Origin of the sequence: Nitrospira sp. (assembly GCA_037045225.1) — a bacterium.
Taxonomy (GTDB): domain Bacteria; phylum Nitrospirota; class Nitrospiria; order Nitrospirales; family Nitrospiraceae; genus Nitrospira_A.
The window spans coordinates 419754-446544 of the sequence record JBAOHZ010000009.1; the positions used below are offsets into that span (position 1 = coordinate 419754).

Annotated in this window: 24 protein-coding genes; 2 read left to right on the top strand and 22 right to left on the bottom strand. The window is 52.7% G+C overall.

What is annotated here, in order from left to right:
* Window positions 1–115: 115 nt before the first annotated feature.
* The 13 genes from V9G17_03055 to V9G17_03115 form a co-directional block, all read right to left on the bottom strand.
* Window positions 116–1057: a phytanoyl-CoA dioxygenase family protein gene (locus V9G17_03055; GenBank protein ID MEI2751552.1), complete on the bottom strand. Its 942-nt coding sequence runs from the start codon at window positions 1055–1057 to the stop codon at window positions 116–118.
* Window positions 1058–1069: 12 nt separating this feature from the next.
* On the bottom strand, window positions 1070–2398 hold the full coding sequence (locus V9G17_03060; GenBank protein ID MEI2751553.1) for a DUF4910 domain-containing protein: 1329 nt from the start codon (window positions 2396–2398) through the stop codon (window positions 1070–1072).
* The gene (gene rfbC / locus V9G17_03065) at window positions 2395–2943 is read right to left on the bottom strand and encodes a dTDP-4-dehydrorhamnose 3,5-epimerase (protein MEI2751554.1); all 549 of its coding nucleotides are present in this window, start codon (window positions 2941–2943) and stop codon (window positions 2395–2397) included. The genes V9G17_03060 and rfbC overlap by 4 nt, the downstream gene beginning before the upstream one ends.
* Window positions 2940–4175 carry a class I SAM-dependent methyltransferase gene (locus tag V9G17_03070; GenBank protein MEI2751555.1) on the bottom strand — a complete coding sequence of 412 codons (1236 nt, stop codon included), beginning with the start codon at window positions 4173–4175 and terminating at the stop codon, window positions 2940–2942. Before V9G17_03070 ends, rfbC begins: the two co-directional genes overlap by 4 nt.
* A gap of 50 nt (window positions 4176–4225) precedes the next feature.
* Window positions 4226–5308: an SDR family oxidoreductase gene (locus tag V9G17_03075; protein ID MEI2751556.1), complete on the bottom strand. Its 1083-nt coding sequence runs from the start codon at window positions 5306–5308 to the stop codon at window positions 4226–4228.
* 10 nt (window positions 5309–5318) lie between these two features.
* Window positions 5319–6515, bottom strand: coding sequence for an L-2-hydroxyglutarate oxidase (lhgO, locus tag V9G17_03080; protein MEI2751557.1), 1197 nt, complete (start codon window positions 6513–6515; stop codon window positions 5319–5321).
* Between the two features lie 5 nt (window positions 6516–6520).
* The gene (rfbF, locus tag V9G17_03085) at window positions 6521–7291 is read right to left on the bottom strand and encodes a glucose-1-phosphate cytidylyltransferase (GenBank protein MEI2751558.1); all 771 of its coding nucleotides are present in this window, start codon (window positions 7289–7291) and stop codon (window positions 6521–6523) included.
* 691 nt (window positions 7292–7982) lie between these two features.
* Window positions 7983–8912, bottom strand: a complete 930-nt coding sequence (locus V9G17_03090) for an XrtA system polysaccharide deacetylase (GenBank protein ID MEI2751559.1) — start codon at window positions 8910–8912, stop codon at window positions 7983–7985.
* A gap of 7 nt (window positions 8913–8919) precedes the next feature.
* Window positions 8920–9987 (bottom strand): TIGR03013 family XrtA/PEP-CTERM system glycosyltransferase, encoded by a 1068-nt coding sequence (locus V9G17_03095; protein ID MEI2751560.1) that lies wholly within the window; start codon window positions 9985–9987, stop codon window positions 8920–8922.
* The gene (locus tag V9G17_03100) at window positions 9971–12325 is read right to left on the bottom strand and encodes a GNVR domain-containing protein (GenBank protein MEI2751561.1); all 2355 of its coding nucleotides are present in this window, start codon (window positions 12323–12325) and stop codon (window positions 9971–9973) included. Before V9G17_03100 ends, V9G17_03095 begins: the two co-directional genes overlap by 17 nt.
* The gene (locus V9G17_03105) at window positions 12322–13770 is read right to left on the bottom strand and encodes a hypothetical protein (protein ID MEI2751562.1); all 1449 of its coding nucleotides are present in this window, start codon (window positions 13768–13770) and stop codon (window positions 12322–12324) included. Before V9G17_03105 ends, V9G17_03100 begins: the two co-directional genes overlap by 4 nt.
* 133 nt (window positions 13771–13903) lie before the next feature.
* Window positions 13904–14527: a polysaccharide biosynthesis/export family protein gene (locus tag V9G17_03110; GenBank protein MEI2751563.1), complete on the bottom strand. Its 624-nt coding sequence runs from the start codon at window positions 14525–14527 to the stop codon at window positions 13904–13906.
* A 60-nt stretch (window positions 14528–14587) separates the two neighbouring features.
* A complete protein-coding gene (locus V9G17_03115) occupies window positions 14588–15289 on the bottom strand; it encodes a polysaccharide biosynthesis/export family protein (GenBank protein MEI2751564.1) in 702 nt (233 codons plus the stop codon).
* A 664-nt stretch (window positions 15290–15953) separates the two neighbouring features.
* Here V9G17_03115 and V9G17_03120 point away from each other — a divergent pair.
* Entirely contained in the window at window positions 15954–16565 is a 612-nt protein-coding gene (locus V9G17_03120; protein MEI2751565.1) for a LuxR C-terminal-related transcriptional regulator, read from the top strand.
* 261 nt (window positions 16566–16826) lie between these two features.
* Here V9G17_03120 and aepY read toward each other — a convergent pair whose 3' ends face one another.
* Window positions 16827–17954 (bottom strand): phosphonopyruvate decarboxylase, encoded by a 1128-nt coding sequence (gene aepY / locus V9G17_03125; GenBank protein MEI2751566.1) that lies wholly within the window; start codon window positions 17952–17954, stop codon window positions 16827–16829.
* A 116-nt stretch (window positions 17955–18070) separates the two neighbouring features.
* Entirely contained in the window at window positions 18071–19705 is a 1635-nt protein-coding gene (gene aepX / locus V9G17_03130) for a phosphoenolpyruvate mutase (GenBank protein ID MEI2751567.1), read from the bottom strand.
* Between the two features lie 583 nt (window positions 19706–20288).
* Here aepX and V9G17_03135 point away from each other — a divergent pair.
* On the top strand, window positions 20289–20786 hold the full coding sequence (locus V9G17_03135) for a hypothetical protein (GenBank protein ID MEI2751568.1): 498 nt from the start codon (window positions 20289–20291) through the stop codon (window positions 20784–20786).
* A 26-nt stretch (window positions 20787–20812) separates the two neighbouring features.
* Here V9G17_03135 and glgA read toward each other — a convergent pair whose 3' ends face one another.
* The 7 genes from glgA to V9G17_03170 all read right to left on the bottom strand — a co-directional run bounded on the left by glgA (window position 20813) and on the right by V9G17_03170 (window position 26788).
* Complete coding sequence (gene glgA / locus V9G17_03140; GenBank protein MEI2751569.1) at window positions 20813–22342, bottom strand: glycogen synthase GlgA; 1530 nt, start codon at window positions 22340–22342, stop codon at window positions 20813–20815.
* 23 nt (window positions 22343–22365) lie between these two features.
* Complete coding sequence (locus tag V9G17_03145; GenBank protein ID MEI2751570.1) at window positions 22366–22821, bottom strand: hypothetical protein; 456 nt, start codon at window positions 22819–22821, stop codon at window positions 22366–22368.
* Window positions 22822–22870: 49 nt separating this feature from the next.
* On the bottom strand, window positions 22871–23227 hold the full coding sequence (locus V9G17_03150; protein ID MEI2751571.1) for a DUF971 domain-containing protein: 357 nt from the start codon (window positions 23225–23227) through the stop codon (window positions 22871–22873).
* Window positions 23228–23290: 63 nt separating this feature from the next.
* Window positions 23291–24040 (bottom strand): DNA repair protein RecO, encoded by a 750-nt coding sequence (recO, locus tag V9G17_03155; GenBank protein MEI2751572.1) that lies wholly within the window; start codon window positions 24038–24040, stop codon window positions 23291–23293.
* Between the two features lie 63 nt (window positions 24041–24103).
* Window positions 24104–25441 (bottom strand): magnesium transporter, encoded by a 1338-nt coding sequence (mgtE, locus tag V9G17_03160; GenBank protein MEI2751573.1) that lies wholly within the window; start codon window positions 25439–25441, stop codon window positions 24104–24106.
* 103 nt (window positions 25442–25544) lie between these two features.
* On the bottom strand, window positions 25545–26429 hold the full coding sequence (gene era / locus V9G17_03165; protein ID MEI2751574.1) for a GTPase Era: 885 nt from the start codon (window positions 26427–26429) through the stop codon (window positions 25545–25547).
* Window positions 26426–26788, bottom strand: coding sequence for a septum formation initiator family protein (locus V9G17_03170; GenBank protein MEI2751575.1), 363 nt, complete (start codon window positions 26786–26788; stop codon window positions 26426–26428). The genes era and V9G17_03170 overlap by 4 nt, the downstream gene beginning before the upstream one ends.
* Window positions 26789–26791: the final 3 nt, after the last annotated feature.

A 26791-nucleotide genomic window follows, 5' to 3' on the forward strand; every position in this document is an offset into this window, starting at 1 on the left:
TGAGCCGAGACTCTCAGCCTGATACACGGGCTCACAACTGTCGCCAGAAAATGCTCAGGTTCGGACTATCCGGACTCCCAGAAGAATTCAGAAGCACAGAGACTCCACTCACAGGCTACTTGGCATCCTCTGTACCTACCCGGTGCCGATAAACAAGGTCACCATCAGCAGAAGTCCCGTCGTCATACAGAGCGACCAACTCTTCCGGCAAGTGCGAAAAGTCTGTCCCCCGCAAATAGTCCCGCATTGTGGTCCCTGTACATTCTTCATCCACCTTCGGGGCGCCCCTCTTTCCTCGCACATCGTCTTCATGAACGACTCTGAAATCAATGCTGAACCTTGTCTTTCCTGAAGTATTGGGAACACTCGAGTGCATCTGTGCCCCTGAAAAAAAGACAATCCCTCCGGCCGGAACGATGAGACGGATCTGGGGATCAAGTTCAAGCGGCTCGGTCGGCTTAGGAAGAGGGCGAGGATCCTCCTTCAAAAACTTTGCAACATGAGCGCCGCGATTCTGCTGATTCCATTGATAGTAATTGTACCCGTTTGAGCTATTCTTGACGGGGCGATTCCAATACTGCGGATGGAAAGCCATCGCATTGTCGGACTGAATATCATAAATTGGAATCCACCAATTTATCTGGCAGGGCGGAGCAGAATACCAAGTATCCCGATGCGGATGCCAGGCATAGGCAATACCGGTCGTCAGGTAATTATCACTCGTGGAGCTGCGCATTTTCGGAACATCAAAGTACGTCTTCTCAAGGTCACACCCCATTTCCAAGAAAATGTTCTGAATCAGACGCTTCGACTCAGGATGGTGAATGAACCCTGGCTTTAACTTCAACAAGGTGTCTGCGTACTGATCTATGGACATGTGGTATTGAGCCGTTTCCGGATCAAGCGGTGCAAACGCTTCCTGAATCAACGTACGGGCAAATCTGATCAGCGCCAGTGTGCTCGGGCGCGGGGTATACACCAAGAGCTGCCCATCAAACAACAGTTGGCGTCGTTGTTCATCGGAGACAGGAGAATCGTAATAAATGGTATTGTTCATGTTCTCCTCACATCAGACGTGATCGGACTCCCCACATTCCTTCAACAATCCGACTTTCAACAGGGCTTCCACCGCGGCATGAACTCGATGAAACGGGACCTCAGCACGCTCGGCAATATCGAGCACAGTATGCTGCCCATCTGAGAGATTTAACACCCACAGAAGCACCAACTCCTTGAATTGCTTATCTTGCTGCCCGGCGATGGCCCGATATAACCCGCGGCGTCCCAGCTGAGGCTCGCACTTAGGATTTTGATTCTGATAAGTCCGATTACATTCCAGCAAGTCGAAGAGCTCGATGCAGCGAGTATAGGAATGAGCCAGGGATTCGGGCTTCACAAAGTCTAGGTTGTCCGCAGAGGAGTGATACTCTGGATATTCGCCATGGGGCGTCCTCATCAAACAGCCCACTGGCAGGTTAAAGCCAGGCGAGCAATACTGTCGTTCGTCATACCCGTATGGAAAGAAATCAATCAATGCGTGGGCGTCTCCCGAATGTTTGAGGATATGGACCATTGCACGATCAATTTCTGCCTGACCCTGACGGCTCCTTTTGTACGTAAGCCCGCCTTCATCACCGATCCCTGTCAGCACCAATCCGTGCTTAATGTGCGGAATGACATTCTCGTTCTTCGCCAGCCACGTGATGGAACCGATCGTCCCAGGAATAAACACAAACCGATAGGAGTAGCGGCGCGGACGAAGCGCCAGCGTCTGAGCCAGCATGACCGCTACAGCAATCCCAGAGAGATTGTCGTTACACAGCGATGGGTGACAGATATGAGATGAAACAAGGACTTCATCAGAGGTCTGACCGGGTAAGTAACACTCACCATATGTGAGTGCGCCGGACTGAAGGCTGGAGTCGATTAATACGTCATACTCCTCATCCACTAATCGTTCGAGATCCTTATGGGGAAGACAAAACCCCCAGTTTTCCTGGTAGTACGATGTACGGTAGGGAATCCACTCCGGATGATCCGGCAGGCTAAAAAGATGCGGCCGTAGTTCATCGAGTCGCATACGCCGCTGAATCGGCGTGCTATAACTCATAAGGTGTAAGTTGTTGACTTTGAAGTCAGCAATCCGTCCCCCATTCTTATCCTTGATACACGCATCTTTGACATTCCACTCCAAAGGAACGGTCCAATCAAAAACTTGCGCTCCGCTCGGCACCTCACACATCGTCAAGGGAATTCGCCGCTGAATTAAACGAAGCGTCTCACGCACCCCGTCACCAGTAATGCTCCGGCACAAGGGATACAACTCAGCCACAAAATCGTGCAACGATCGCCCAACCTCAGAAGCGCCAGATACTTTGTCCCCCTCCACTGTGCTCACGAGTGTGGTCCTCGCTTGGGAGCAAACGTCGGCCAACTTCGATCCCTATCCGACATGTGAGTGATAGACTCCGGCCATTCGATCCCGAATGCGGGATCATCCCATCGAAATCCACGCGCGGCATCTGGCACATGGTACGCCGACATATGATAAAACACCTCTGCTGAATCTTGGAGCGTAATATAGCCGTGGGCGAATGTGGCAGGAATATAGAGCATCCGGCGATTCTCCGCGGACAACACCACCCCGACAGACTGGCAATACGTGGGAGACGCGGGCCTCAAGTCTACCATGACATCGTAGATAGCCCCCCTGATACACTGAACAAGCTTGACCTCCTCGTACGGAGCTGCTTGGTAGTGCATACCGCGCATGGTTCCCTTGTAATGGCTCACCGAAAGGTTATGTTGAACCCAGGCAACCTGAATCCCTTTGGTCGCAGCCTCTTTCTGGCACCACGCTCGGGCAAACATTCCCCGCCCATCTTGCACCGGCTCGAGCTCAATGACAAACGCACCCTTCAGCAGAGTTTCAGTAAAAATCATGGATAGACCGTCACCTCTGGGATCGGGACCACAAACTTCCCTCCCCACTCACGAATAAACGCCATCTGCTGGATGACCTCATCCTTGAGATTCCACGGAAGAATGAGCACATAGTCCGGGCGGGTCTGGCGAATCTGCTCTGGCGCGTAGATAGGAATATGTACTCCCGGCAGGAAATGACCTTGCTTGTGCGGACTCCGGTCAACTGTATAGTCCATCAAATCTGTGCGCACGCCACAGTAGTTCAGTAACGTATTGCCTTTGGCCGGTGCTCCATACCCAACCACACGTTTCCCTTCTTGCTTAGCTGAAATCAAGAACGAGAGTAGTTTCCGCTTCGTCGCCTCAACCTTGGGCGAAAATGAGAGGTAGTGCTTCAATTCACCAAATCCGGCACGCTGTTCCTTCGCTTTAAGGTCTCTCGCTCGGGACTGGGTGGACTTTGATTCATCCTGATCGTGGCACGCGTAGATTCTGAGTGAACCACCGTGGGTTGGTAACTCCTCGACATCGAACAACTTCATGCCGTGACGCGCAAAAACTTGCTCCACTGCCAGGAAGGAAAAGTAGGAAAAGTGCTCATGGTAAATCGTGTCAAACTGATTGGACTCCATGAGCTGAAGCAAATGAGGAAACTCCATGGTAATCAGGCCGGTTGGCTTTAGCAGTATCTTCAAACCCTTCACGAAATCGTTCAAGTCCGGTACATGCGCCAGCACGTTATTACCGATAATCAAATCGGCCGACCAGGCATCGTTCGTTAGGCCTAGCGCCGTCTTTTCGCCAAAGAAGGCCACCTTGGTATTAATGCCATTCTTCTTTGCCACTTCAGCCACATTGGCAGCCGGCTCGACGCCAAGGACCGGAATTCCTCGCGCCACGAAGTTCTTCAGTAAGTATCCGTCATTACTTGCGATCTCAACTACTTTTGACTTCTCACTCAGATGGAACCGATCCGCAATCATGTCGACATAGGCCTTCGCATGTGCAAGCCACGAGTCAGAAAAGGATGAAAAGTACGCATAGTCGGAAAAGATATCATCCGGAGAGGAAAACTGCTCCAACTGCACAAGGAGACACTTTTCGCAGACATAGACATGTAACGGGAAAAATGGCTCCATGCGGTTGCGTTGTTCGGGTTTAATATACGAATTGGCTAGCGGTGACATGCCCAGATCCACGAAGGTATGATTCAGCACCGCTCCGCATGATCGACACAATGATTGCCCCATATGAACCCCCTTCTTCACTACGGTTGCCTTACACCGCCATCTTGAAGAACCTACGCTCCGGCAACGCCCTTGGCGCCTGTCCCGGCGCGCTCAGCCCACTCAAGATTGTCGGTGAGGTGCCCGTTCTCCCGAAGACGCTTCAGCGTCACTAACCGCATGAATTCGCCTGTTCTGAATTGAGGGTCCTGGAACTTCATTGCGGTCAAGCCATTTCGAAGATCCACTACCGCATTCGAAAGATCCACAGCCGGAAGAAATCCTTGAGCCATTTTCGTAAACTTATCAAAGTTTACGCGATAGGAGCGTTTATCAGGTTGGGCATCCTTATTAATCGAGACCTCCACGCCAGGGATCACCTCGGCCACCGCTGTTGCAAGATCCTTAACTTGATAGTTCCAGGTGTCGCTTCCTACGTTGAGGGTCAAACACGTTCCGCCCTCTCGATGATTTCGCTGCAAGGCCCAATCAATTGCACGTGCCATGTCTTTGACGTGAATGAGTGGCCGCCATGGTGTTCCATCACTCAAAATATTGATCCGTTTCGACGCCAATGCACCAGCGACAAAATCATTCAAGACAAGATCCAGTCGCACACGATCACTCATCCCACAGGCAGTGGAAAACCTGAGGCAGGTAGCCGTGAAGGTCTCCGACGCGAGAGACGCGAGGTCACGCTCCGTCGCCACTTTTGACTTCGCATAGGCGGTAAGAGGATTCAGTTCGTCTTCCTCACGACGAGGCCCCCCTTCGGCAAACCCATACACACTACAACTTGACGCAAAGACAAACTTCTTCACACCGGCACGCTTTGCTTTTTTCGCAAGATCGACGCTCGCTCGATGATTAATTGTCATCGTAACGTCTTCATATAACGCCCCCATGGGATCATTGGAGATAGCACACAAATGAACTACCCCATCGACCCCATGAAGAATGTCCTCAGACACCTGTCGAATATCTCCAAAGTACTGCACATCCGCCCGACTTTCAGGAAATCGCGGCGCACCTGTCAAGCAATGAGCGAAGTACCCCATGTCATACCCAATGAGCGTTGCTCCCGGATAGGATTCGCGTAAACGACGCAGCACTAATGGTCCCACATACCCCATATTGCCGGTGACCAAAATCTTCATTGGTACTCCCTCAACTTAAGGTGGCTTTGATCTGCTGACAAACATGTTCGGAAAATGGAAGTGAGCAAGTGAACGCGGGAGACACGGCGTTCAGCACATGCATCGACCGCTTATCACCCTCCAGCACAAAATCCATTTCAAGTTTACGCTTTCTGATGTCGACCAGCTGGGCTCGAATCCCAGGCCTGCCCCAGCTCTGATAGTGTTCGGCCGTCACACCTTCCGCCAATTGACTTGCCAATGACACCATGGTTGCCTTCGAATACTTCGCCATCTCGCGAATCGCGAGGGTTTTGAAATCAAAATTGGAGGTAGCCAACAGCCCAACCCCACGCATGGCCACTTCAAGAAATTCGTTCCAATGAAAATTTGCTATGCCGCCATAATGTTCTCGCCATAATCCCGGAATTGCGGTAGGACCAATCTTCGCTTTTCCGCTCGCCGCCACGGTAAAGTGAACACCGAGGAATGGATTCTTCAAATCAGGAACCGGATAGATGTTTGTTCGAATCGATCCAGCAGGTTCACTGGAGTAGAGGTACAGTCCCTTAAATGGAAGAATTCGGTAGTGTTCTGAAAAGCCAAACTCACGCGCGATGCGATCAGCGTATAGCCCCGCAGCATTCACCACATACCCAACATGATGCGTCCCCTTCGTGGTCACGACCTGCCCGTTCGAGGAAGAGAGATACCGAACCCCGCAGTGCAGTTGCACCCCTTCCTCTATGGCATCTGCTTTCATAGCTCGCATGACTTGAGTCGGATCTACCGTTGACGTTGCGGGCGAGAACAAGGCTCGAGCACACGTCTTAACCCGAGGCTCAATCGCTTTTGCATCTTTCTCAGAAATTTCCTCAAGCGGAATTCCGTTTACACGGCCCCGTCGAAGCAGTTCATCAAGACCAGCATGATCATTCTGGTCTTTCGCGACCACTAATTTGCCGCACTTGTTCAATGGAATTCTCTTCGTGTCACAGTATTCGGTCAAGAGACGATTACCGTTCCACGTAAACTTAGCCTTCAAGCTGTCTGGCGAATAATAGAATCCTGCATGCAACACCCCGCTATTGCGGCCACTTGCGTGCAAGCCACAGTCTTCCTCTTTCTCAACAAGGTGAACTGATGCGCCAGGAAACGTTTGCCGGAGGCGGCGCGCAATATTGAGGCCAATCACCCCACCGCCAATGACGAGAAAATCCGATTGCATACGACCTACCACATTTTCCAAGGAGCCTTACCAGATTGCCAAAGTCCCTCGAGATATTCCTTTTCTTTCAACGTATCCATGCAGGACCAAAATCCATAGTGCTTGTACCCGACCATCTCACCGGCATGAGCAAGGCGCTCAACTGGCTCACGCTCCCACGCCGTCTGATCGCCATCAATATAGTCCAAGGCCTTCGTACTGAGGACAAAAAATCCGCCGTTAATCCAGCCCTCCCCTGCCTCGGGCTTCTCAAAAAACTCCGTGACTCGGTCGCCCTCAAAACCAATACGACCAAATCGCGCAGGAGAACGGACGGACGTCATGGTCGCAAGCTTGCCATGCGAACGATGAAACTCAAGCAACTTGCCGACATTCAAATCTGCCACCCCATCTCCGTAAGTCAGCATGAACGTGTCATCCGGCTCCAGCCACTTTTTTAAACGCTTGACTCGTCCACCTGTTTGCGTTGTTTGCCCTGTGTCTGCGAGATGCACCGTCCATTTTGGCTGATTGCGATCATGTATTGTTGTTTTTCCCGTGGAGAGATCAACGGATAGGTCGTTGTTGATGGCAAAGAAATTAAGAAAATACTCCTTAATCATGTCGCCCTTATACCCGAGAGCGACTACGAACTCCGTGACGCCATACACTGCATGAATCTGCATGATATGCCATAAGATTGGTTTACCACCGATCTCCACCATTGGCTTCGGACGAAGCACCGTTTCCTCCGACAAACGAGTTCCCAACCCACCAGCTAGAATCACGGCTTTCATGTCACTCCCTCCAGCAGTCGATAGTTTTCACAATCAGGCCATTACCGATACCTGCCCTACCAAGACCCCTCAGGCTTCGCTACCGCACGCCATTTAATTCCCCCACAATCCATAAACGGCTCGCCCTCTAATGCGAGAAGAATCCTGGCCCCTCACTATAAGCAAGATAGCCCTCCAGATCTCCAGCATATACTCTCAGATATTTGTTGTTACGGAACATTCTGGCCTGCCCAGTCAATTTCTTTACCATTACATGACCAGGCCCCATGTCGTAACGCAACAGATCACCCCCTGCAAAATCTGTCTATAGTACTAGCAATGCCACATCACAAGAGTAGCACAGCCGATTGCAGGGGATTTTGGTCTCAACACAATCTGCGCCACATCATTGAGCCACAGCAGGCACCTATGAGTCTTAGCACACAAAGGAATGTTCCCCGAACATCACTGCAGCCTGCTCGTCGCAAAAGTTAGACGACTTGAGGGGAGAGCTACATGACTTCCTCAACACCCTCACACGCACAGGAAGCTCATCTAGCATATCGAGATGAATTCTGGTTCGCTGCAATAACTGGCCGGCTCTAACTTGGGCGCTCTTTCGGAATGCGTAACAGCTACTCTCCCTAAAACCTACCCTATAGTAATCGGATCACACGATTGCCCATGCCAACACCTCGTACCGGGTCGACTACTAACTGAGCACCGCCGGAGATACATTTTTCGAGAGGAGTTCTTGCCCTACAACAACTGCAGAAATCGGTCGCCCGCTCTGCGTTTGTTCAATTTGAGGAAACACATGCCGAATGGGAGCGAAGGAAAAATCCTGTAGCAGTTCACACATCCGGCGTTCTGTTTTATCGAGATTCAGGTAGTGTCGCATTCGTGACAGCAGAGAGCCTTCCATTCTTGGCTGACCTGGATCGAACTCCCATGGATGCATATACATCACGAGCGAAGCCCCCTCACCCTCCAGCTTGCGAAGCAGGGTGCGCAATAGCACATATGGATACAACCTAAAATACCCTCCACCGGCAACGGGGACCCGCACTCCCAGACACTTCACAGTTGAGGGAGGCACTTCCCATAGCACACCTGATTCGGTCAACAGTTGATGCACGTCTGGGTTTGCAGAGGGCACACCATACCGGTCATGCAGTACCGGGAAAATACTGGAATCATAAACGTACCCCTCCTCGACCAGGACTGCAGTTGCCCACATCGTATCCTTGGTAATCGAAAAGCTTGGCGCACGATAGCCCAGCACCGGCTGAGAAAGTATGCTCTCTAGAATGGCCTTCGCCCTTCGAATGTCTTCACGAAAAGCATGAGGGGTTTGACTTGTGATGAGTTCATGAGCATACCCGTGTGACGCCACTTCATGTCCACCTGATGCAATGCGGCGAACCAAAGAAGGATAGCGCTCTGCTACCCACCCAAGAACAAAGAAGGTTGCCCGCACACCCCTCTCCGCTAATATCTCAAGCAGTCGCTCGGTATTTGCCTCCACACGACTCTCAAATTGTTCCCAGTGCCGTCTTCGCATCGGAGATTCAAATGCAGAGACCTGAAAATGCTCTTCAACATCGAAAGACAAGCAATGTCTCGGAATGGTACTAGCCATACAGTCTCTACCGTGCTCCTTCGCCCATCAGCATGACCTTCACCGTGTGAATGACGATCCTCAAATCCAGCGCCAACGAGAGATTCTTCACATAGAATAGATCGTATTGAAGTTTCACGTGTGAGTCCTCCTTCGATGCACCGTACCGAAAACGGGTTTGCGCCCATCCCGTGATTCCTGGTCGGACAGTGTGCCTCAGATCATAGTATGGAATGGTATTTCTCAATTCTTGTACAAATACGGGACGCTCCGGCCTTGGACCGACCAAACTCATTTCGCCCTTCACGACATTAATCAACTGTGGGAGCTCGTCCAACCTCCACTTTCGAATCCATCGCCCAACCCTGGAAACCCGGGGATCTTCGCTCGTTGCCCACCGTGCACCACTCTGTTCAGCATCCTGACGCATGGACCTAAACTTCCAGATCATATACGGACGGCCGCGCAGGCCAACTCGCATCTGCCTATAAAAAACGGGACCGGATGAATCTATCTTGATGAGAATAGCGAGAATGCATACCAGCGGCACCAGCGCGATCATCCCTACGACAGCAACCGCCACGTCAAGGCACCGCTTAAGAAGCATCGTGACCAACCGACGGCGGAACCCCGTCGAGAAAATTAGCGCACTTGGCTTGAGATGATCAATCGAAAGGCGTCCAGATTCTTCCTCGTACAGGTAGTGGCCGTCAACGACATCACGGCCCATGGCCTTCATGTCCAAAAGGGTTTGAACTGGTAGAACCGCACGACGATCCTCTAAACACACCGCCACCGTATGGACTTGGTAGCGTTCAGCAATCTCAAACAATTGATCATATGTTCCAATGATGCTTGGGTTCACTAAACGTTCGCCAATCCGACTCGCATCCTTATCAAGAAAGCCCACAACTTCGGCGAAACCGGTTCGTTTTGACAACAGGGTTTGACACAGATCGCGGGCAAGAGGTCCCACCCCAAGAATCAAGATTCGCCGCGTGAATTTAGGGAAACTCACCGACACAGAAACGAGCGGTTGCTGAGAAACCACTGGCTCCAGGTCAACCTCATGTCCAGACTTACTTGAGCTGTTCATGGCGCGCTTCGCGGTAATACTCCTGCTGCATATAATAGGGAGTGGTATGTGCATCTAAGCCATTCAAGATGATTCCTACATTGGCAGTCTCACCGATAGCTTTCAGTGCTTTTTGCACAACATCACGCCCGGTCATGCTTGCCTTCACCACATAGGCTAGCAGATCCCCCATACTCGCTAACACCTGCATGTCAGCAAGTGGCAATACCGGCGGAGCATCAATGATCACATAGTCAAACTTCTCTTTCAGTTCAATAATCAAATCAGTCAACTGATGCATCTTAGATAAGGCGAGAGGATTATCTCCGACCGCCCCGGCAGGGAGAATCCATGGGCCAGCCTCGCCCAGTCGCTGCAAGCAATCCTCAACCACCTTCGTACCACGAAGAACTTCCGCTAGTCCGGGTTGCTGCCAGACTCCAGCGTAAATATGCTGCATCGGACGCTTAAGATCACAATCGATGACTATGGTTTTACGATCAAGGTCTTTGGCCAACACATAACCCAAGTTCAGGGCTGTCGAAGACTTTCCCTCCCCCATGACAGCACTGGTCACAACAATCGCCGTACTCTTTCGATCCCCAGTCATTAATTCAAGCCGGGTCGCCGCAACGCGGTATTGCTCCGCCACGAATGAAAGGGGTCGCCACATTGACACTAATTCTAGCCCAGGAGTCGGATTCTGCAGTTGCCCATTGCTCACCCTGTGCTTGCCGATAGATGTAGCAGGGAGACCACCTGATCCCTGAAATTCGTCATCCCGCCTTGCCTGACCTGGCAGCAATAGCGGGGAACTACGCGCTTTCCCAGAGAGCGCCCGAACGGTTTGCATTGAGCCGCCAAAGGCACTTTCGTAGAGCGGAATAGACGCGATGACGGGCAAGCCCAGAGTAAGTTCGACTTCCTCCGCAGATCGGAACCCTCTCCCCATGAGTTCGAGCCCCACGGCCCCCCCAAACCCCAAAGCACATCCGAGGACAAGACCCGCCGCCATAATCAATGGAATGTTGGGAACAACAGGAACAACTGGAGTGTAGGCGGGATCTACGATGCTAAACTTAGCTCCCTTACGACCCTGAGCCAAACTTTTCTGCATCCCCGCGCTGAGCTTCTTATCCAAGAGGGATTGATAGTTCTTTTGAAGATTTTCATAATCCCGCTCAAGCGTCTTCAGTTTCTGTTCTCGCTCTGGAGTATGCTCCACCCTTCGCTCATACTGAGAAATCTCCCCAGAGATATGCGATTGATGGCGCTTCACGGACTCCAACTCGAGGACGATCTCCTCCCTCTGCTTTAGAAGTTCGGCGTGGTAAGGATCAATTGCTTTGCGCCTGGATTTTTTCCCAGCCACCGGCTCTTCAGCTCCCTCGCTCTCGGGTAACAGATCCCGATATTGAGCTGACGTCATCTCTCGAAGCTTCTTTATTTCTTCCTTCACTTGTACGAGGTCGGGATACGTCTCCTTATACATGGACGAGAGTTCAACTAACCGCCGCTCCAATTCCTTAATTCTCCCCAGGCGCGGATCCTTATTCCGTTTACTCGAACTGCCGACGGGAGAATCAGTACCGACCTCTCCTGTTTCCTCGTAATCTTTAATTGATTTGTCGATTTGAGCCAGGCGATTGGCCAGGTTCTGCGCCTGCTCGCTCTGCGAGCGCATATCGTCCTGAAGCCGATCAAGCTTCCGAAGATTAGCGTCTATTTGCTGCGGCAACTCCCCGAGATGCTGCTGTTTGAACTCCGAAATAATCTTCTCTTTTACTTCAAGTTCTGCCTTTGCATGCTTCAACTCCAATCCAAGAAAATCTTCCGCCGCCTCGACCCCTCGTTCCCGGTCTTTCAACGTCTCCTCAATGAACAGATCACTGAGTCGTGACGTGACATCCCTGGCTATAATGGGATCTTCATTTGAGAATGAGAGTGTTATGAATAGCTTGTCCTTGGTAGGTTCAACCTTGATTGACCCTCGCATGGCTCTAATCGCATTCTCAGATTCTGCAGCCTCCGGATGTTCTTTCTCGTACCCGAACAGCCCAAATTCCCCGGCAATCTGACCGAGCGTTTTTCTCCCCATTACAAACTGCCGCACCTCCATCACTCGATCTTCAAGTGTGGGTATGTATCCGGCACCAGCTGGATTGGGCCCACTCACTATAGACTCTTCTATCTTTGCACCCTCAAACCACATCTTCGTGGCTGATTGGTAGATCTTGGGCATCAGCGCACATATTGCACCAGCGATACTGAGCGACACCAAGATCGCAGAAATAACGAGCCACTTTCGGCTAACAACTGCTCGCCAATAATCCTCTGGTGACAATGTACGCGTATTCATTTCTTTGTATCCACTCCTCCTGATCCAGATTTACCGAGTCCTGACTCAGCAGACGAAGAGCCGCCAGAAGAACCTTCCCAAAAAGCACCTGATCGGAAAAAATCTCCGCGCGGTGAATACGCGTATGTGAAACCTAGCAGAATCACTTGTTTTGCAAATCCGAGATCTGCGGCATTCAAACCATTCGATTGACTTTGACTATCAAACATCAACCATTGATGACTAAGATTGGCCGTAAACATGGGCGCAATGAGATAGTTGAGGGACACTGTCGTACCGTAAGTAGTAAAAGTCGTACCAATGGCATCCGAGGTAAAAGTGCTACGCGCAAAATTGAAAAGCGCCTGGGCACTCAGTCTGTCAGTGATGCCAGCCATGCTTCCCAACATTATGGAGTGTGTATATATAGGTCCCGCAGCTTGAACAAAGCTTGGGAACACGCCGAGATTATACATGAGGGTGAGGCGGTATGATCCGGGCGCCGCGATCCCTCCCGGCATGTTCATCCCAGCAAGGAGGGGAAGGAAGCCTGCACCAGCGGTCGGACTGCCGCCCGTCGTCTCTTGAATTTCACTACCTAACTTCCTGAGAAATGATGAGCCCGCCGCATAACTTAGACTTACACTTCCAGTCGGAAACATCGTCGCAGGAATTCTCCGTTGCCCACCAGAAGAAGAGGTGTCCGGAATTGGCTCAATGAGTGTTAGCCCTCCAGTAGCTGAGGAACTCCATTCCTTACTCCAAGTTCTCCCCCAACCCAGTGTTGCGCCATGTGTCGCATAATCACCAAATTGCGGTTGAGACATTTGAGTGAACGTATACTTCATACTTAACGAATCTATGGCCGAAATCCTTGAGGTTGGTCCAGCGGAAATAGTATGAGTCGTAGTATCGAACACCGTGTTCGATGGTTGCCCGCCAACTGTTGTCGACGGTGTAAATGAGCCACCGAAACTAAGTTGAGAGTACATGTAACTGGTCTGAAAATCCGTGGTCGGTGAAAGCGAGTAGGAGTTCGAAAACCCAACACTGAACATAGTGGTCCTAATCCGTTGAGTAATTAGGCCAGAATCAATTGGGCCCATAAGCCCGATCCCTCCTGCGCCAAATCCCCCTCCTCCTCCCATACCGGCTCCACCACCAAGGCCGCCAGCACCGAAGGCCGGGGCCGAAGGTGTATACAAGTACGTGCCCATGATCCGAAAGCCTCGCATCCGAGGCAACATCCTATTCACAGCCTGTGAGAGGTCAATCCCTGCACTTCCATTGAATCCGACGTTGTCAAGAGCTGAATTATTTACGAATTTCTGGATAATCGCCCCGACTGACAGATTTGTCTTCACAAGGGTATTGCCGTGAATGAAGTTTAGCTGAGGCGTAATCGTCGTGATGAGATCATCAACTTTTGTTCCTGCCGGCAGGAATGATTCGGGAGTAAAGAACACGTTGCTGTCATATCTCTCCGTAACCGATATCGATGGCACTACGCGGATCTGTTGCGCCGCAGAGTCCGAGATACTCCACCACACCACCAGGGCCAACGCTCCCGAGATAACCCGAAGCACCCTCAAACGCTGACTACGGCACAACAATGACATCACCAGCCTTGAGGAAGAAGTTTCCCTCCGAGTTTTTACCCTGAATAATATCTTCATAGGGAACGGGAATCTGAACCTGCTTCGGTTGCCCTTGGCCATTTGGAACAACTCTCAGCACATGGATCTTGTTTCTCGACGCAAATGTTGTGAAGCCTCCGGCAAGCGAGATCCCTTGCAACACTGTCGCATAAGACTTCAACGGCACCTTCCCAGGTTTTGACACTTCACCAAGAACATACACATAGTAACTATTTACTTCCTTCACTTGCACCGAGACGGTTGGATTCGACATGAACTCAGCCAAGCCATCCGCAATTCGCTTGGCCAGTACATTCGACGTCATTCCCGCTGCCTGAACATCACCGATCAGCGGCATTGAAATCTTCCCATCAGGCCGAATGATGACTTCTCGTGAAAGCTCCTGATTCCGCCAAACGTTCACGACCAGAACATCCTCAGGCCCCAGCAAAAATTCATTCGGAGGAATATACGTGACATTGAAGTCTATCTGCTCATTCCCGATCCAGCACCCCGGGAGAGTGAGAAGAAAGCTGACAGCAATACATACCCCCCCTCGTAACCATCTGCAACCGAAAGTTTTCAAGTTCCAACTCCTTTGGCTCGCTCCAGCGACATGCACCCGTACAATTCTAGCAAATGGACTTCACCTTGACGGTAATACAACCATTGTTTCAGAGGGCACAACGATCTGATCTCCCGGTTTTAACTCTATGTTTTGATCTGAGCCATCTCTCAGCACGATGTCGTCATAACTCGCCTTAATCTTGTTCAATCCCTCACCATCTTTTCCGAACCGAAATACCACAATTTTGTTGCGAGCAGCCACCTGTGTAAAGCCATGAGCAATCGTGATTGCTTGCAGCAGTGTGGTCTTACTTTTCAGAGGATACTTACCGGGAGCATTCACCTCTCCCAACACGTAAATTTGATAACTATTGACCTCTCGGACTAGGATCGAAACCGTCGGGTTCTCCATATAGGATTTGAGCCGTGCGGAGATCTCGTCAGTTAATTGTCCCGCTGTCCGCCCCACTGCCGACACATCACCGATAAGGGGGAGCGAAATCCGACCATCCGGACGAACCTGAACTTGCTTAGAAAGATCCGCGTTCTTCCACACCGTAATTTCCAAGACGTCTTCAGGCCCCATAATGTAATCTGGAGTCACCGTAAGGGATGATTTTTCTGCCCCTTCGCCTCCATGCCGTACACTGGCAGGGTTTGTCCCCTGGGATGGGCCTGCCACCAAGGTCAATTTTGGTGCCTGCTCAAATTGGGTAGCATGCGCGATACTTCCCAAGCTCCCCACAAGAACAATAGTGCTAAATAACGCCGTACCATTCATTAGTTATTCTCCTGAAGAAATTCCAACTACCATTTGCAACAACGACTAATCATCTACCTTCCCAGCAAGAACCGAAGTCTCGATCCTGTAACAAAGGGTGCCACGCTTCCAAATGGAGGGGGATTACACTTCTCTGGTCCAGCGGAATAGCTCATAGATCTGAGAGGCTGAGAAGGGACCTTTCATCAAAGAAAGCCTTAACCGCGCAGCAATTGCCCACCAGCATGGGGCTACTCAATCGGTCTTGATCAGCGGATCTGCTCCAAGCTCATCAGATTGCAGCTTGAGAACACTATCCCTTCGAGACACTTAGCAAGCTGTTTCAGTTATTTCACTTACAATTTAATGATTTACGACTTTGATACCCGTACCCACCACCAAAACTAGGGCACTCCGCAAACAATCAACCCCGACTAACGGACTCTTCACAACGAACTACCTCTGAAGCCTTAGCATAACAGCAGTGTCGCACGGGTGTGAGTATACGAGTATAGAAGTACGAACGTGAACGGACAATACCAATGATGTACGGATAGATTCCTCAAAAGTATAATTTGACTACCTCGAAAGTATTATGTAGCATTACTAGTGATCAGCATATGTCTTAGGTTATCAGAAATAGCTCCATTGTCTAGAAAGACCAACGATCCTACGGAGAATCACCGTGACTCAAAACGCTGTCAGCTCTCAGGAACCTGCAGATAACCTCGCTGACCAACGCGCAGGCGCAGGAATCGTCGTTTTATCATCCTCGATGCAGCTACTTCATATGAATCGCCAGGCCGCCGAACTCTCCAAGCTCATCAATATGGCCGAGAACGGAGGCGCGCCTGCCAAGGCCGCGCAAGGAGTGCTGCCCTCGGCCTTGACCGAGCTCTGCGCAGAGATCATGAAAGCCCTCCACGTTCGCACTGAGGCAAAGGATTGGGAGCAATTTGAGGTCAAGCGAATCGCGGGTAACCCAAACCAACCCGTGCTGCTCCGAGGATTTGGGCTCCCAGACAGGGGCGGAATCCAATATGCCCGCCTCGTTGTAACACTAGAAGAGCTTGGACGACGCCAGCAACTCAATACCGATCAAGCCAAGGAACGGTTCCAACTTACCAACAGAGAACAATCTGTTGTCGAAAACCTGGCAAAAGGATGGACTAACAAGGAAATAGCGAATGCGCTGAAAATTACCGAACAGACCGTTAAAGAACACATCAAGCACATTATGCGTAAAACAAACTCCACAACCCGCACAGGGGTGCTCGTTCAGGTCTTTCGATCTTAGCCTTGCGCACTTTATCCTGCCACAAGAAGTTACCTGGTTCAATCTAAATACCTTACGGCCGCGCTCACACCATTCCTTAATGGCGCACCTAGTCCAGGAACGCATCCATTGACGCTGATACTCGGTATCTGCTCATAACCTTCTATGGTGATTTAGCCGCCGCTCGATGACATGGACACCCACTTCCGTACCTTCCCACGGCAGAAGATAGTCCCCCGCATAGCTGGACGGCCGATCCCAACCACATCGCTTCAGGGTAGCTCAACGCTCCACAAAATCCATAAACGCATGCTTGTTCTGAATGGGAGTTGTGACTGGACGCCCAAGATCCTTTCTGGCTCCACAGCGCACTCGGATCTCCAACAAGCTCGGGCCGCTCGATCGCTGCAACTCCACTAGGCAAACGTCAAGTTCTTGCTTCGTTTGAGCGCGAAAGACCGATTCGTACGCGGCAGCACGCGCAAAGCCCTGAATATCGACATCAAGTGCTACCGTTGGCTGCCCGCCGACCGAGTCATGAGCTCCATTATTCAGCACGATATGCTTGAAGTTCCGTGCCTTGCGCACGCCGTTAATGGCCAGCGCCCCCATATGCATGAGAAGCGCCCCGTCACCATCAAGGCAATAGACGGAGCGGTCTGGTTTCTGGAGGGCAATTCCCAGAGCAATCTGGGAAGCATGCCCCATGCCTCCCACAGTTAAAAAATCCCGTTGGTGGCCTTCGCCCCGCTGGTGCCTATACTCATACACTTCTCGAGAGGACATGCCTGTGGTGGAGATGACCACATCGCGGGCACCCAAGAACCCAATCACTTGCTGGATCGCCGCCTCTCGGGAAAGTGAAAAATCCGGTTTATCAGACCTAGGCAACGTGAAGGGCTGAAAGGTCCCTTTCTTAATGACGAGCGCAAACGGTGCGCTGGCGTTTCGAACATGAGCCAGGGCATTCGCGAGCGCAACCGACGACTCGTCTGTCTCCGGCCCCAAGATGGAATAGGGAATTTCCATCGCCTCGAGCATGCTAAGCATTACGCGGCCCTGTTTTTTGTGTTGTGGTTCATCATGGACACCAGGCTCTCCTCGCCACCCAATCACAAGCACCAGAGGAACCGAATACACTTCGGGATCGGCCAACGACAGAAGAGGGTTGATGATGTTTCCCAACCCTGAATTCTGCAGATACACCAGAGGAACCTTCCGTGTCGCGAGATGGTACCCCAGCGCCAACGCCACAGCACCCCCTTCGTTGGCACTGATGATGTGCTGACCTGCACCGGACACATGATCAAGGCAGGCACAGAAATCCTTCAATAGAGAATCCGGCACTCCAGTAAAGAACTCCACCCCATTAGCTTGAAGATGTTGAATAAACTCTTGTGGGTCAATCATGCCGCCAGACCTCCAAAGGCGTACGTTTCGCATAGCCTGACATAATATGTATTTGTACTACAGATAGGATTTTCATCCAACCGTGATCACACCACCAACTCAATGTGGGTGAACACTCAGAAATTGCCAGCCTGAACAACATCCTCCAGACTATTGATATCCAACCAGTGACCGACCGTATACAACACACGAATCGGAACGTCCCGCTTCAGGAGTTCCTGCAACAATTGCGGAATGCCGGCCCGTCGATTCGCTGGATCGGCAAGCATGTCTATCAGGAGCTCATTCACTTGGCTCGCTGCGATGGAAGAGAGCTTCAGAAATCCCATCCAGACTCCATGGATCGACTCTTCAGGTACAGTCCGCCCCAATTGCTTAAGATAGATTTTGGCATTGAAGGCTCTCCGTGAATTCGGAATGGAGCATTCGGCAAAACCACCGAGGCGGGCATAACTGCTTTGATCCTTCCAATTGCTGTCGACGAACACGACGCAGTCATCCTGCTCCTGGCATAATGCCTGCGGAATATACTTATTGAACAGAACGTCCCCATATGAAATTATCGTCGGCTGAAACCGCCCCTTTCTGGATTGCAGCGCCTGGGACAAAGACGCCAATTCGCCGGTCTCAGCGAATTCACGATTATCGATGTACGTCAAATTGGGGAGGGTCACGGCCTCTTTCTTATAGCCGCGGACCACGAGAATGTCTTTAATCCCAACGGCATTATACGCATCGACGATGCGGCTCAGGATCGGAATACCCTGCACTTTCACCATGGTCTTGGGTTGTTCCTCTGTCAACTCCCCCAATTCCTCACCACGGGAGGCCGCCAATACGACCGCTGAGGTACCCTCGGCACCTCGAGGGAGATACCGCTCCTCCGCCTCCAGCAACTCTGCGGCATTCTGCAGTCGAAATATTTCGGAGACCGGCGCAACCTTATCCTCAATGGAGAGGAGATGCTCGCTCTCCTTCAACGCTCGCGCGGTCTTCTGCATGCTGGCCACAGCGGCACGCAGCATATGATTTGCCCAGATCACCATTGAAAAACCATGCTGCCGAAACACATCCGTCGGCGTCGCGTAGTACTTCGTGGGCACAATCACCACGGGGCAGCGATTGCCCCATTCCCGTTTGAACGCCAGGATCTCATCCGGCACCGAAAGCGCGCTATGAATGAGAATGCCGTCGGCTCCCGCCTGATGATAGGCCTCCGCACGACGAAGCGCCTCAGCTAGTCCCCACCCACAGATGAAGGCCTCCACCCTCGCGATAAGACAAAAATCAGGGTCGGTCTGAGCATCTTTCCCTGCCTTAATCTTGCCGCAGAACTCCTGCATATCAGCGAGCGGCTGCGCATCGCCTTTGAGGAAACTGTTGGTCTTGGGAAACAGTTTATCTTCGATACACACCGCAGCAATGTTGCGCTGTTCAAGTTTGCGAATGAGCCGCTGCATGTTGTTGAAGTTCCCATATCCCGTGTCGCCATCAAGAAGGATTGGGATTCGAGTCGCATCGGACATGAACTCCAGGTCTTCAAGCACCTGCGTCCAGCTGGCCTCATTGTTGTCGCGCACTCCGAACTGGGCAGAAATAGAGAGACCGCTTGCCCAGATGCCTGCGAACCCAGCCTCCTCCACGATTTTCGCGCTGAGCCCGTTGTGAGCTTCGCAAATAAATTGCAGTTGATCAGAACACAGCAGGTTTCTGAATTGACGGGACTTGGTCAGTGCTTGTCTCGAATTCATTGGCAGAGGAACCTTTCACCAAAGGATGGCACCCGATACTGTTAAACTGCTGGGATGATCTATCAAAACACTCCGGCAATTGGGTAGCCCCAGTCACACTTCCGTCGCAACAGACCTGCATGACCCAATGCATACCGCGAACTTTCATGGCCAGGCCAATCACAATTGGCTACAGACCTTTCGCGAGTGTGCCCTATCCAATTACCCAGCGCACACTACAATTTGCCGACAATATCAGCCACGCAAAAAATTCGCTAGAGTGACACTTGCTGACCTCGATCCAACCCCTTATTATCGGCCTCCCGGCCCTGCGCATCGCGCCACCGGAAGTTCCAGCCGAACAGCCGAGTCGGCCTCCTGAAAAGGCACACTGCCCCCCCAAATTGGCCAGGCCAAAATCCCCACACATCTCTAATCTTCCGTGCGCTATTCAACACAGTGAAATATTATTGAGACAGGAGCTGCCGCAAACACGAATTTCACGTCAATTATTTCAATAACTTACAATTTCAAACCGTGGCCCGACACTTGCTCAATACCCTATCGTCTCGACAAGGAGACGCGGATTGGAGGAAGTGGGCACATGAACGGTACGCGCGACATGAGAATCGGCATCCTCGCCATTCTAGTCACTGCCCTGTCAATCGCTGGCTGCCAAACAAGCGCTGCGACGACCTCCGTTCGATACGATAATGTCCGGTTCATGGATGTGTGGAGCACCTATACACATTGCTTATCTTCGGACCAAACCCAGTCGGCCGTGCTGGATTCATACAAGTTACGCGAGGTTAGCCAGGCCCACGCCCTCCCATCACCACTTGAAAATCTTCTCCCGACCAAGCTGAAGAGCATGGTGACCCAACCGGCGTCGAGGCTGGCCGTAGACATTCACGCCATGGCCGCAGCCTGTAGTCTGCATGCAGGGAATCTGGCCGTCGCAGTCGGGGAGCATGACCTGGCACGAAATGAGTTCAGGCAGGTACTAGCAAACCAGACACAATCCGACTATTCCTACTATGCGGCGCAGGCTCGGGAACGGCTGTCGTATCTCGAACTCACACTCCAGGCCGCTCTCCGATAACGCACGGCCTCCGCACGGGTGACGCCCTAATTTCCCTGCGTCCGTTTCTCTTGCACCAGCTCCCGGAATACACGCACATAGGTCTCGGCTGATCGAGTCCAGGATAAATCCTGTTCCATTCCCGCCTTGACGATACGGTACCAATCTGCCTTTTTCCGGTAGATCGATAACGCCAGCAAGAGACAGGTCAAGAGTGAAGTCGCGGTCGTATCCGTAAAGCTGAAACCGGTGGCACGTGATCCCTTGAACGTGCTCGGCGTATAGTTGACCACCGTATCAGCCAGCCCGCCCGTCTTTCTGACAATTGGAACAGTGCCATAACGAAGACTATATAACTGACTCAGGCCACACGGTTCGTAGCGGGACGGCATGAGAAACATATCCGCGCCGGCTTCAATCCGATGGGCCAGTCCTTCGTCAAATACGTTGCGGACCGCGAGTCTTCCCGGATACCGTTCCGCCAACTCACGCACCTGCTGCTCATACCCCGTATCTCCGGTCCCGAGAATTGCCACCTGCACATCAAGTTCCATCAGCTCCGGAATAACATCGATCACAAGATCGATACCTTTTTGGCCAATCAGTCTGGCAATCATCCCAAGGAGCGGCCCCTTTTCCGTACGAAGCGTCAGTTCACGCTGAAGCCCTTTCTTGCATCGTGCCTTCCCGGACATGTCGGAAAGAGAATATTGGGTCGGCAAGTGTAGATCCTTGGCAGGATTCCAGAGCTCGGCATCAATTCCATTGACGATCCCATGGAGCACGCGCTTCCGCCCGTTGAGCACCCCTTCCAGACCACACCCATAGTCAGGGGTCTGAATTTCCTGACTGTAGGTGGGGCTCACCGTAGTGAGGAGATCCGCAAAGACGAGTCCACCTTTCAGTAGATTCAGTTTCCCATAAAACTCAAGCGCAGCGGGAGTAAACAACTGGCCAGGCAGGCCGGTGAGAGAAAACTGTTCAGCCGGAAACAGCCCCTGATACCCCAAATTATGGATGGTCAACACGCTGCGGACGTGGGTGAGAGCGGACTTCGGCTGATAGAGTGCCCGCAAATACACCGCACACAAGGCCGCTTGCCAGTCATGCACATGGAGTAGATCCGCCTGCCACCCGTCTTTTTCGCTGAAGTGCACCAACAATTCCATGACGGCCCGGCAAAAAAATGCGAACCGCTCGAGATTGTCGGGGTAGTCGTGACCGGCCTCCTGGTAGAGACCTGACCGGGAAAAAAATGGATCATGGCGAACCGTCAACACTCGCAGGCGGCCGGAACCCGTCACCTGTGCAAATGGACCGACGAGCTCTTGTATTCGCGCCTCAATCAGGCCATGCGCCGTCGGAACCGCTACCCTGGCACAGTCGGTCATCTGATAGCCGAGGGCATCGACCTGCCGATAGGCCGGGAGCAGCACACAAACATCGTGTCCCAGCCTGGCAAACTCCGTCGCGAGGGCTCCGACCACATCGGCAAGCCCACCCGTCTTTGCAAAGGGCACGACCTCAGAGGAGACCATGCAGATCTTCAGGGGACGATAATTGGAGGAGGGCGTCATAGAAAGATCCAGCACCATTTACTTCATGGCGGAGACATTTCGAGTCGCGTCTTGAACTGAGACTCGTATTTCCAGGTTTTGCCGACAGCATGGACCTTCTCAGGCGTCATCGCCTCATGGTACACAAGCGCCTCATCGAGAAATACCAGATACTGGCCACGATCGGCGTAGGCCAGGAACAACGCATCGCCGGCGGCAAGCCCGGTCTCCCACCCTTGCGGAGATTCTCCCAGCGCCATGCGTGACTGGGGAATCAGCCGTCCGTCCTGCATCACGAAGAAATGCGTGAACTGCGGATGGGTATAAGTCGGCTCCCCCCAGATTTCAACAAAGGCTCGCGGGGTCAACTGTTGAATGCGATAGTCACCCTGCTGAACCAACTGTTTTTGACGATCCAGCGAAGGAAGACTCGAACAGCCCACCGAGAGAAGCCCCACAAGCAGCCACCCTCCTACGGCAATAATCCGAGCTGGTTTCATCTGAATGCACCTCCCCTTCCGTCGACACCAGGCGCCTGCGGCTGACCGATCAGAGTAACCGTCTGGATCGCGGTTCCACAGGTTTCACCGGCTGACAGATATCGCACTGGCACATCCGCCGAAGAAACGTATACGAATAGATGCCCGTATCGTGTCCATCGCTCCATGTAAATTGAAACGCATACCGTCCGACCGGTTGCACATCTTGCAACATAATCACCATCGGCACATCATCCGGTTTCAGACGAAGCTCTCCCGTCCATTCGTCCGTGCAGGCAGCGCACGGACAATGCTGCCGGAGATAACGGACAGGATAGAGGGCCTTGTGCCCATCACTCCACGTGATGCCCAAAACGCCCTTCTCCACCCATTCCATATCGGTCGGTTCAAGTACCGTCTCGTTCATAACAAGCAGCGCCCCCTCACTCGGCTTCCGAACACACCTATAACACACAAACCGGACACCCTTTTACGCAGGGCCTCCACTGGTCAAAAAATCGACTGGTGGAAGCCGTCGTCCCGCAACCACCGTGACATAACTTTCAATGGCCGACTCGACTTCAGCCCGTACCTGGCCGGCCGCATGCAATCGAGTCAAGAGCGCCGGCTGTATCTGTAACGCTTGATGAAGAAATGCCACGCTTCCGCGAGACAAGACCGTACAACGAAACGGCTGACGGCTTGCGCACCGCTCGCACACAATCCCTCCGGCCGTCGGTGAGAATTGCGGAAGCGGACTGCGATGCGCTTGGCCACAGGTCGCGCACTGCTCAGTTTGCGGCCGAAACCCCGTAATGCCCAGTAAGCGAATCTGGAACAACAAGGTCGTCCAGGCCGCGTCCCGACTCTCCAAGAGCGTGCGCAACCCCGACGCCAACATCTCAAATACCCGCGGTTCCGGATCACCTTCTGCCATGACGGCACTGACCAGGTTGACCATACGTCCTGCAGCCGTCATCAGTGTCAGATCGTCTCGAAATTTGGCAAACGGCTCATCCAACGCCACCTGCGAGATGCGGTAGAGCGAATCGCCGGGCTTCTCAAACAGATCCAGCTGGCAGAGGGTAAACGGCTCGATCATCCCGCCGAGACGGCTCTTCAAGCGACGCGCTCCGCGCGCAACCCCGCGCAACTTGCCTAATCGCATCGTATAGAACGTCACGATCCGGTCGGCATCGCCCCACTTTCGGCTGTGCAGCACGATGGCAGCAGTCTTCACCAACGGCATCTCATCACCCAGCGTGAAGGAAGACAGGGGAACGAGCAGGCTTGGGCCGCATCGTTATCGAATTTGCTCGAGGAAGATCGTTGCCAGCGTGAGATAAATGGCAATGCCGGTGATGTCATTGGCCGTCGTCACGAACGGACCGGCAGCAACAGCAGGATCCACGCCCATTCGCTTCAACACGATCGGCATCACCGTCGCCATGCTCGTCGAGACCAGGAACGCCGTAATGAGCGACACTCCGACGACCATGCCGAGAAAGACCTGATGCCACAACCAGCCCACCACCGTCAGCATCAAACTACAGGCAATGCCCATCAGGAAGGCAATTTTCGCTTCACGGAAGAAAATCTTCCACACGTCGGTGGGTTCCACCAGACCGGTGGCGAGCCCTCGAATAATCAGCGTGGAGGACTGCAACCCGACATTACCCCCCATAGCTGCGATAACAGGGATAAAACTGACGATGGCCACCACTTCCTGAATGGTATACCGGAACATCCACAACAACATGCCGGACAGGAGGCTCCCGACGAGATTGGTAAAGAGCCACGGCAGGCGAACTCGCGCAGCGGCCATGCTGGAGGACTTGAACATCGCGTCCTCTTCGATGGCCCCGGCCATTTTCAACATGTCTTCGGTCGCCTCTTCTCGGATGACATCGACGACGTCGTCGACGGTGATGATGCCGACCAATTTGCCGTCTTTCTCCACCACCGGAATGGCCAGCAGGTTGTAACTCGCAACCTGGCGAGAGACCTCCTCCTGATCCATGTCCACGGCCACGCTGATCAGATCACGGGTCATGATGTTTTTGAGCGGAGTCGCGGGAGGGACGGTCAGCAATTGACGCAGGGATAACACACCGACCAGCCTATCTTCCTTGTCCGTCACGTAGATGTAGAACACCATTTCCGCATCGGTCGCCTGCTGTAACCGCCGAATGGCTTCCTGCGCCGTGGCATCCTCAAAAAGCGCAAAAAACTCCGTGGTCATGATCCCGCCGGCCGTGCCTTTGGGATACTTCAACAGGTCGGCGATTTCAGTGGAGTCCTCCGTCCGCATCAACGCCAGGATCTCCTTGGCGCGATCGTTCGGAATCACACTTAAGATGTAGGCAATATCGTCGGAACCAAGATCCTTCAACAACCAGGCGGCATCGGACGGCAGCAAATCGGACAACACCAGCGTGATGCTCTCGCCGTCCAATTCGCTGAGCACCTGCCCGCGTTTGACATCCCCACGCACCAGCTCGAAGATTTCGCGTTTTTCTTTCTGCGAGGACAGGTGGTCGATCACGTTGGCGATATCCGCCGGATGCATGCGTGCCAGCATCTTGGCCAAATTGGTGATGGCGCCACGGCGCAAGAGCCGCTGGATGGAGACCAGCCGCACGTCAGGCTTGGCCTGCCCGCCGCCGGCGTCACGAGACGCATCTTTCCCCAGCGGCTCCCGATCAGGAAGTCGCGTCGGCTCGGACGGTTGGATGGTAAGGTCGTTAATAACCTAACTCCGCAAGTGTTTGTTCGTCTTCCCGCCACGATTCGCGCACTTTGACCCAGACCTTCAGAAAGACCTTCATGCCAAACAGACGTTCCATGTCTTCCCGTGCCGCAGTCCCCACCAACTTGAGACGTTCGCCGTGTTTGCCGATCAGAATGCCCTTTTGCGACTCTTTCTCGACCAGCACCACGGCGCCGATCTTGGTCAGTTTCTTGGTCTCGATAAACTCTTCGATCTCGACCGCCACCGAGTGAGGCACTTCTTCGTAGGTCTGCTGTAGAATTTTCTCCCGGATCAGTTCCGCCGCCAGGGTGCGCATCGATTGATCCGTGACCATATCGTCGCCGTAGGTCGCCTCACCTTCCGCCAGAAGCGACACCGTCACTGACAATAGACGATCCACGTTGTCCGCGGTTTCCGCCGACACCGGAACAATTTCCGTCCAGGGGAAAATCCGCAGATACTGCTCCATCAACGGAAGCAACCGCGACTTATTCACGAGATCGACTTTATTGATGACCAGCACCACCGGACGTGCCTGCTTCGCGACGGCCTGTTTCACATGATCGATGACGGCCAAATCACCAGGACCGGGCTGAGCCGTGGCCTCAACCACCACGTAGAGCACATCGGCGTCGTCGAAGGTATCCAGCGTCGTGCGCACCATGCGGCGGTTCAACAAATGGTGCGGTTCGTGAAAACCGGGCGTATCGAGAAAAACAATTTGAGCGCCCTCAACATGCGCCACACCCAGGATCCTCGTCCTGGTGGTCTGTGGCTTGTCGGAAACAATCGCGATCTTTTCTTTCAGCAGACGATTGAGGAGCGTCGATTTCCCGACATTCGACCGTCCGATGATGGCCACACTTCCAAATTTCATGGTGTCCTCACCGTGGGAAACCGCTCTTTCTCTCCAATCGGAGCCATTTGATAGACCGTTTCGCCTTTCCGTACGTACCCTAACCGTTCTCGGGCCAGTTCTTCGATACGAGTCGGATCGTATTGCACGCGATCCAGATCCGCGCGCAGTTCACCGTTCAAGCGTTGAAGTTCGGCCAGCTCCTGATCAAGTTGCTCCGCATGATCACGCAAATGCAAATACCGCGAAATCCCCATCTCGCCGAACAATAGCGTCCCCATCATGAGGAACAGCGCGCCGAGCCCCACCCACTTCCCTGCGGAGCAGAGCTTTCGTTGCCAATCCAACCAATCTCGCCCCCGGTTCGGCTTGATCATCATCAC